Source organism: Lutibacter sp. (assembly GCF_013139515.1).
Taxonomy (GTDB): Bacteria; Bacteroidota; Bacteroidia; order Flavobacteriales; family Flavobacteriaceae; genus Lutibacter.
Genome location: NZ_WTAR01000101.1, coordinates 1 through 8,288 on the forward strand (window position 1 = coordinate 1; position 8,288 = coordinate 8,288).

General features: G+C 31.1%; 8 protein-coding genes and 1 pseudogene. 7 read left to right on the plus strand and 2 right to left on the minus strand.

Features of this window, described 5'->3' with window-relative positions; translation table 11 throughout:
- The 6 genes and pseudogenes from GQ540_RS09400 to GQ540_RS09425 form a co-directional block, all read left to right on the plus strand.
- A pseudogene (locus GQ540_RS09400) lies at positions 1–580 on the plus strand (fumarate reductase/succinate dehydrogenase flavoprotein subunit); the annotation flags it as partial.
- A gap of 9 nt (positions 581–589) precedes the next feature.
- Positions 590–1,333 carry a succinate dehydrogenase/fumarate reductase iron-sulfur subunit gene (locus GQ540_RS09405; protein ID WP_291800377.1) on the plus strand — a complete coding sequence of 248 codons (744 nt, stop codon included), beginning with the start codon at positions 590–592 and terminating at the stop codon, positions 1,331–1,333.
- A gap of 207 nt (positions 1,334–1,540) precedes the next feature.
- Positions 1,541–2,047, plus strand: coding sequence for a DUF2975 domain-containing protein (locus GQ540_RS09410; RefSeq protein ID WP_291800379.1), 507 nt, complete (start codon positions 1,541–1,543; stop codon positions 2,045–2,047).
- Between the two features lie 2 nt (positions 2,048–2,049).
- Positions 2,050–2,271: a helix-turn-helix transcriptional regulator gene (locus GQ540_RS09415; RefSeq protein ID WP_291800381.1), complete on the plus strand. Its 222-nt coding sequence runs from the start codon at positions 2,050–2,052 to the stop codon at positions 2,269–2,271.
- Positions 2,272–2,298: 27 nt separating this feature from the next.
- Positions 2,299–3,456, plus strand: coding sequence for a methionine aminotransferase (locus tag GQ540_RS09420; RefSeq protein ID WP_291800383.1), 1,158 nt, complete (start codon positions 2,299–2,301; stop codon positions 3,454–3,456).
- The gene (locus GQ540_RS09425; RefSeq protein ID WP_291800390.1) at positions 3,441–4,220 is read left to right on the plus strand and encodes an amidohydrolase; all 780 of its coding nucleotides are present in this window, start codon (positions 3,441–3,443) and stop codon (positions 4,218–4,220) included. The genes GQ540_RS09420 and GQ540_RS09425 overlap by 16 nt, the downstream gene beginning before the upstream one ends.
- On the opposite strand, the gene GQ540_RS09430 is transcribed toward GQ540_RS09425, so the two are convergent.
- Together GQ540_RS09430 and GQ540_RS09435 are read right to left on the minus strand one after the other, a co-directional pair.
- Complete coding sequence (locus tag GQ540_RS09430) at positions 4,204–4,938, minus strand: 1-acyl-sn-glycerol-3-phosphate acyltransferase (protein ID WP_291800384.1); 735 nt, start codon at positions 4,936–4,938, stop codon at positions 4,204–4,206. The genes GQ540_RS09425 and GQ540_RS09430 overlap by 17 nt on opposite strands.
- A 47-nt stretch (positions 4,939–4,985) precedes the next feature.
- Positions 4,986–5,420: a hypothetical protein gene (locus tag GQ540_RS09435; protein ID WP_291800386.1), complete on the minus strand. Its 435-nt coding sequence runs from the start codon at positions 5,418–5,420 to the stop codon at positions 4,986–4,988.
- 145 nt (positions 5,421–5,565) lie between these two features.
- Between GQ540_RS09435 and GQ540_RS09440 the strand changes: the two genes are divergently transcribed.
- A partial coding sequence (locus GQ540_RS09440; RefSeq protein ID WP_291800388.1) for an endonuclease occupies positions 5,566–8,288 on the plus strand: 2,723 nt, incomplete at its 3' end.

An 8,288-nucleotide genomic window follows, 5' to 3' on the forward strand; every position in this document is an offset into this window, starting at 1 on the left:
TGATGGTTATTTTGTATTACCTTATACTATTGGTGATTATTTAGCCGATGATATTAGAACGGGTGCAATTCCAACTGATTCTCCTGAATTTGATAAAGTTGAAAAATCTGTTAAAGATCAATTAGATTTCTTTATCAATAATGAAGGAACACACTCTGTAGATTATTTCCATAAAAAACTAGGCTTAGTAATGTGGAATAAAGTAGGAATGGCTCGTAATGAAAAGCACTTAAAAGAAGCAATTAAAGAAATTCAAGATATTAGAGAAGATTTCTGGAAAAACGTTAAAGTTCCTGGAGATTTAAACGAATTGAACCCTGAATTAGAAAAAGCAGGCAGAGTAGCTGATTTCTTAGAATTAGGTGAATTATTTGCGAAAGATGCTTTAGAGCGTGAAGAATCTTGTGGAGGTCATTTCCGTGAAGAACATATAACTGAAGATGGTGAGGCAAAACGTGATGATAAAAACTACGCGTATGTTTCAGCTTGGGAATATACAGGAAAGCCTAGTGAAGCGGTTTTACATAAAGAAGAATTAGAATTTAAAGATATCGAGCTAAAAACTCGTTCATATAAATAAGAAGACATTATGAATTTAACGTTAAAAATTTGGAGACAAAAAGGGCCTCAAGATAAAGGTCAAATGGTCGAATATAAAGTAACTGATATTTCAGAACATATGTCATTCTTAGAAATGATGGATGTATTAAATGAAGATTTAGTTGCAAAAAATGAAGTGCCAATTGCTTTTGATCACGATTGTAGAGAAGGTATTTGTGGAATGTGTTCATTACATATCAATGGTGAACCTCACGGGCCAGATCGTGGAATTACAACATGTCAATTGCACATGCGTACATTTAAAGATGGAGATACAATTTATATTGAACCTTTTAGAGCAAAAGCTTTCCCAGTAATTAAAGATTTAATTGTAGACCGCATGGCATTTGAGCGTATTCAACAAGCTGGAGGTTATATTTCTGTAAACACATCAGGAAATACACAAGATGCAAATGCTATTCCAATTTCAAAACACAATGCAGATTTATCTATGGATGCAGCTGCTTGTATTGGTTGTGGAGCGTGTGTTGCAAGTTGTAAAAATTCTAGTGCAATGTTATTTGTTTCAGCAAAAGTATCTCAGTTTGCATTGTTACCACAAGGTAAAGTTGAAGCAAAAGACCGTGTTAAAAATATGGTAGCTCAAATGGATTTAGAAGGTTTTGGTAACTGTACAAATACAGGTGCTTGTGAGGTGGAATGTCCTAAAGGAATTTCATTAGAAAATATAGCACGTATGAATCGTGAGTATTTAAAAGCAAGTATTATTTAAAGTATATAAATAATTAGATATTTAAAAACCTGTTTCATTTCTGAAACAGGTTTTTTTGTTGAAGCTCTATTTTAAGTATACATATTAATATAGGGTAGGTGTAAGTTTAAATATTATTGTTTAAAGATGTGAAATTATTTTTTTTAGGATAAAAAATATTGTTTATCAATAATTTTGTGTATATTTGAATAGAATAATTCTTTTGTTATGAAAAAACTTAATATTTTAAAGACAATTGTTGACCTATTTTGGATATTTTCAACACCTTTTATTCTTATAATTTTGCTAGCTATACCGTATATTTTATTTGTTGATAATTCAAATTATTTTGATATTCATATTAGTAGATTCAGTATAAAATCAATTGGTCTTCCAACTAAAATATTGATAGTAACTGAAATGTTATCATATCTAATATTGATCTATTGTGTATATATCTTTAGAAAAATATTAGAATATTTTCAACGGCATAAAATATTTGATGAATTAGTGTTGAAAAATTTTAATAAAATGGGAGTTTTGTTGGTGTTTTGTTCTTTTATAATGGGGATTCCTTCAATTTTATACGAAGTTTTTTATAAAGAAAATATAACGATAACATTTGGTTTTACTCCTTTTATTTTATTGTTATGTATGGGGATTTTTTTTATGATTCTTAGTGAAATATTTAAATTATCAAAAAACATGAAAGAAGAAAACCAATTAACTATTTAATTATGCCAATAATAGTAAATTTGGATGTAATGCTTGCTAAACGTAAAATGAGGAGTTTAGAATTAGCTACTAAAATAGGAATTACTCCTGCAAACTTATCAATATTAAAATCTGGGAAAGCAAAAGCTGTTCGTTTTTCTACATTAGAAGCAATTTGTAAAGAGTTGAATTGCCAACCAGGAGATATTTTAGAATTTTCTTCAGATGAATCAAATGATATTTAGTAAATTTAGAAACTAAATTTAAACTAAATGCTGACATATAATTCTCAATTTCAGTCAAAATTACCAGAAATACCAACTTCCATATTTTCAATAATGAGTGGATTAGCAACGAAAGAAGATGCACTTAATTTATCGCAAGGATTTCCAAACTTTGAAAGCGATTCCAAACTTATTCAGTTAGTTAACAAGGCAATGGTAGGTGGAAAAAATCAGTATGCGCCTATGCCAGGTATTTTTAGTTTAAGAGAAATAATTGCTCAAAAAATGGAAAGTTTATATGGTATTTCTTACAATCCCGAAACCGAAATTACTATTACAGCTGGCGCAACACAAGCAATTTTTACAGCAATTGCGGCAACAGTTAAAAAAGATGATGAGGTTATTATCTTTAAGCCAGCGTATGATTGTTATGAACCTACCATTGAACTTTTTGGAGGGAAAACAATAGCGGTGCAATTAGACCCAGAAGAATTTTCAATTAATTGGCAAGAAGTTAAAGAACTGATTACTTATAATACGAAAATGATTATTATAAATACGCCTCACAATCCTTCAGGTAGAGTTTTATCTAAAAATGATATGTTGCAATTAGAAGCGTTGCTGAAAAACACAAATATTTTATTGATAAGTGATGAGGTGTATGAGCATATTATTTTTGATGGAGAAAAACATCAATCTGCAGCATTGTTTCCTGCATTAACTGAAAGAACTTTTATAACGGCTTCCTTCGGGAAAACTTTTCATAATACAGGTTGGAAAACAGGTTATTGTATTGCGCCGGCTGAACTAACAAAAGAGTTTAGAAAAGTACATCAATTTAATGTATTTAGTGTACACCACCCAACACAAGTTGCATTGGCGGAATATTTAAAAACACCTTCAAATTATTTAGAATTAGGCCATTTTTACCAAGAGAAAAGAGATTTGTTTTTAAGTTTGTTAAAAGATTCTAGGTTTGAGTTTATACCTTCAAAAGGAACGTATTTTCAATTATTGAATTTTAGAAATATTACAGATGAAAGTGATTATGATTTTGCGATTCGATTAACGAAAGAACAAAAAATAGCTGGAATACCAATTTCGGTATTCAATGAAAATAAGTACGATTCAAAAGTGTTACGTTTTTGTTTTGCAAAAACAGATGAAACCTTAAAAAAAGCAGCCGAAATATTATGCAACATTTAAAAGTAGCTTTAATTCAAACAGATATTGTTTGGCAAAATGCTGAACAAAACAGACTTCAGTTTTTTAAAAAAATAAACGCAATTACTGAAACTGTTGATGTAATTGTATTGCCTGAAATGTTTACAACGGGTTTTAGTATGCAACCACAAAAAATTGCAGAAACAATGCAAGGTGAAACTGTAAAATGGATGCAAAAACTAGCTTTTGAAACGCAAGCGGCAATTACTGGAAGTGTTATTATTTGTGAAGATAATAAGTACTATAATCGTTTTTTATTTGTACACCCTTCCGGAGAAATTAACAAATATGACAAACGACATTTATTTACTTTGGCAGGTGAAGATAAAGTTTATGCTTCGGGAACAGAAAAATTAATAGTTACTTATAAAGGATGGAGAATTTGTCCGCTTATTTGTTACGATTTGCGTTTTCCAGTTTGGTCTAGAAATATGGAGAATTACGATGTCCTTTTATATGTTGCAAACTGGCCAAAAGCTAGAATTGAAGCTTGGGACACATTATTAAAGGCGCGTGCAATAGAAAATATGTGTTATTCAATTGGAGTGAATAGAGTTGGTACTGACGGTAATAATTTAGCGTATAACGGACATTCTTCAGTTTACAATTGTTTGGGTAAAGAGCAAAATAATGTGAATTCAGAAGAAGAAACTGTAATTATTACATTGAATAAAAATCACATTTCAGAAACCAGAAGTAAGTTAAATTTTTTAGCAGATAAAGATAGTTTTACACTACAACTTTAGATTTAATTTCTGTTACAACTTTTTCAAAAAGCTGTTCAAATTTCATAGAGTCAGCTTTAACTGGTTCATGAACATCAAATTTTAAGTGAACACCAATTTCCATTGGAAAACCACCATACTTTAAAAATTTCCAAGAGTTATTAATGGTAATTGGAACAACATAAGCTGATGGTGCGCTTCTAACTAACATTTTAAGTCCATTTTCAGAAAAACGTTTTGGTTCTCCATTTCTACTTCTTGTGCCTTCAGGAAAAATAATAGCTGAATAGTTGTTTTTTTCAATGTATTTCCCAAAATTGATAATTGCTTTTAAAGCTTGTTTTGGGTCTTTTCTGTCAATTAAACAAGAACCTCCTTGTCTTAAATTTATAGAAACACTTGGTATGCCTTTTCCTAATTCTTTTTTCGATACAAATTTTGGATGCACTTTTCTCAAAAACCAAAAATACGGAGGAATATCGTTCATACTTTGGTGATTAGAAACTATAATTAACGGTACGTTTTTTGGGAATTTGTAAGGGTTGTTAAAACTAATTTTAGTTCCTAAAATATATAAACAGCCTGTCACAAAAAAGTTAAGCCAGTCAACAGTTATTTTATGCCCTTTGTAACCTCCTAGTTTAAAAGCAACCCATTGAATTGGATGAAAAACTACTAATACTATTCCAAAAACGAAATAATAGATAACAGATAAAGGGTATGCAAGTATTTTTTTCATAAGTAGAAAAAATCCCCAAACGTATTGAGTTTGGGGATTAAATTATGTTAGTTTGAAAACCATAAACCCCAAGGAATCATTCCAAGAATTAGCAATAATGCAATTCCATAAAAAATGGTAATTGTTTTAAATTTAGCGCTATCAGTTGTTTTTTTCTTGTGTTTTGAAAAACCGATAGTAATTAAAACAATAGCTATAATTATCATTAAAGGGTGCTCAATTAAAGGTTTTCTTAATTCGCTATTTTTCATTACTTCACCCATTCCAACACTACGCATAGTTGTATAAAAATTAGAAGTATAAAAAGCAATGAATCCAATAATTAATTGAATATGAGATGTAATTAAAGCAAATAATGAAATACGTAAATCTTTAGGTTTAAATTCTTTTTTAGAACTTAAACCAATAATAGCATTTACAACTGCAAAAATTAAAATTAATAATACAATGTAAGCCCAATAAGAATGAATCATTTTTGTCATAATAGTTAGTTTTAAGTAGAAAGCAAATGTACTAAAATATTGTTACTTTAGTAACCTAATAATTATTCACAATATTATTTATTTAGCTAAATAAATAATATGTTTGTAGTTAGCTTAATTAATTTAATAAAAAACATAAGAATTTGTGAAAAAACTACTCAATATTACTTTTTTATTTTTATTTACTAGTATAATTTATGGGCAAATACCTTCTTATTATAATGATGTAGATTTAACTAAAACAGGAAACGATTTATTTTTAGAATTATCAACTAAAATAACCAGTACACATATTGATATTCCTTACACGTCATCTTCAACAGATACTTGGGATGTCTTAAAAATGACAGATGTAGATCCAGATATAAGTGGAAATGTACTTTTGATTTATGGATTTGATGATGCTGATGGAGACTCTACAACAGATAGAACTAGAGATAATACTTTACAAGATTCAGGAGGTGGAACAGGTGTTTGGAATAGAGAGCACGTTTTTGCTAAATCTTTAGCAAGTCCATCTTTAGAAACAGGATCACCTGGTCCAGGTACTGATGTGCATAATTTAAGACCAGCTGATTCTCAACGAAATTCAACAAGAAGTTCAAGATTATTTTCAGATGGAAGTGGACAAGAGTCTTATATTACGTCTAACGGAGGTTGGTACCCAGGCGATGAATGGAAAGGTGATGTTGCACGTATAGTTATGTATATGTATGCGCGTTATCACGGAGCTGGGAATCAAATATCAGAAACCAGTTGTTTGCCATATAATGTTGGTTTTGGAAATACATTAACCATAGATCCAAATATGGTAGATTTGTTTTTAGCTTGGAATGTTGAAGATCCTGTTTCAGATTTTGAAAGACAAAGAAATCCAGTAACCGAAGGAATTCAAGGAAATAGAAACCCATTTATTGATAATCCATATTTAGCAACTATTATTTGGGGAGGATTAGAAGCAGAAGATTTATGGTGGTCAACAGGTTCTTCAGATGATGAAGCTCCAACTGCACCAACAAATTTAGCTGCATCAAATATAACAGATGAATCTTTTGATGTAAGCTGGACAGCTTCAACAGACAATGAAGGTGTCTATGATTATTTTGTGTATTTAAATGGTGTTTATTTACAATCTACAGTAACAACTTCAACACCCATTGTTAATTTAAGTCAAAATACAACTTACAATATAACTATAAAAGCAAGAGATGCGGCCTCAAACCTTTCAGAATTTAGTACAATACTTAGCACTACAACTTTAGAAGGTCCTAAAATGTTATTTGAAGAATATTTTGAAGACTGTGATAATTTTAACTTTTTCGCTTATAACGAAGCAAGTGATATGAACTGGGAGTGTAATGATGGAATGTTTGGAGAAAATAACTCAGGTTCCTATGGGATTAATGGATACCAAGAAGATGTACCTAGTAAAGATTGGCTGGTTACAAAAACACCAATTAATTTTGATACAGACACAGGTGAAAAAATAAGTTTTTATACAGATGCTGCTTATGGTTCTTCAGAATTAGAATTAGTGTATTCTTCTAATTATGATGGGGCAAGTAATCCTGGAAATTATACTTGGACACCAGTGCCAGGTATAAATATTCCAACACATTCAAATGGTAGTAGTACTGAAGAAGTTTATATGTTTAGTGATGTAGATATTAGTACAATTACAGGCTCTGTTTATTTTGCCTTTAAATATTATTCTAACGGAGAACCAACAAGGTGGACTGTTGATAGTTTTGAAATTACAGCAGATAATGATAATACAGATATTGATGGTGATGGAGTTTTAAATGTTGATGACTTATGTTCAAATACACCAACAGGTGAAGTTGTGGATGCAAACGGATGTTCAAACGGACAGTTAGATGATGATAATGATGGTGTTCAAAATAGTTTAGATGTATGTGCTGCAACTCCAACAGGAGAAGCTGTGAATGCTGATGGATGTTCAGACAGTCAATTAGATGATGATAGTGATGGTGTAATGAACAATGTAGATGTATGTCCAAATACACCAACAGGTGAAACAGTAAATGTTGATGGATGTTGGACTGGAGAATTAGATGACGATAATGACGGTGTTCAAAATAGTCTTGATGTATGTGCTGCAACTCCAACAGGAGAAGTAGTGGATGCTGATGGGTGTTCAGACAGTCAATTAGATGATGATAGTGATGGTGTAATGAACAATTTAGATGTATGTCCAAATACACCAACAGGTGAAACAGTAAATGTTGATGGATGTTGGATTGGAGAATTAGATGATGATAATGACGGTGTTCAAAACAGTCTTGATGTTTGTACAGCGACTCCAATAGGAGAAGCCGTAAATGCTGATGGATGTTGGACTGGAGAATTGGATGACGATAATGACGGTGTTCAAAACAGTATTGATGTATGTACTGCGACACCAACAGGGGAAGTTGTAAATGCTGACGGATGTTGGACTGGAGAATTAGATGACGATAATGACGGTGTTCAAAACAGTTTAGATGTATGTTTAACAACAACTCCAGGCGCTACAGTTGATGCAACAGGTTGTTTCGCTTTAGTTTCAGATAATTTTAATGTTGAAGTTATTAGTGAAACGTGTCCAGATGAAGACAACGGACAAATATTAATTTCGGCAATAGAAGATTACACATATACCACTACGATTAATGGAATTCCTTCTGAATCATTTACCAAAAATGATGATTTTAAAGTTGATACTTTAGAACCTGGAATATATAATTTATGTATTTCGGTTGCGGGTCAAACATTTACACAGTGTTTTGATGTAGAGGTTATTGAAGGAGAAGTGGTTGTTGCTGATGCAACTGTTAACTTTAATAAAGCTGAAATAGAAATTAAAGC

What these genes read in the sequence shown, in the direction of transcription:
- GQ540_RS09415 (WP_291800381.1), top strand. Translation starts at nt 2,050, where the DNA reads ATGCCAATAATAGTAAATTTGGATGTAATGCTTGCTAAACGTAAAATG.
- GQ540_RS09420 (WP_291800383.1), top strand. Translation starts at nt 2,299, where the DNA reads ATGCTGACATATAATTCTCAATTTCAGTCAAAATTACCAGAAATACCA.
- GQ540_RS09430 (WP_291800384.1), bottom strand. Translation starts at nt 4,938, where the DNA reads ATGAAAAAAATACTTGCATACCCTTTATCTGTTATCTATTATTTCGTT.
- GQ540_RS09405 (WP_291800377.1), top strand. Translation starts at nt 590, where the DNA reads ATGAATTTAACGTTAAAAATTTGGAGACAAAAAGGGCCTCAAGATAAA.
- GQ540_RS09435 (WP_291800386.1), bottom strand. Translation starts at nt 5,420, where the DNA reads ATGACAAAAATGATTCATTCTTATTGGGCTTACATTGTATTATTAATT.
- GQ540_RS09410 (WP_291800379.1), top strand. Translation starts at nt 1,541, where the DNA reads ATGAAAAAACTTAATATTTTAAAGACAATTGTTGACCTATTTTGGATA.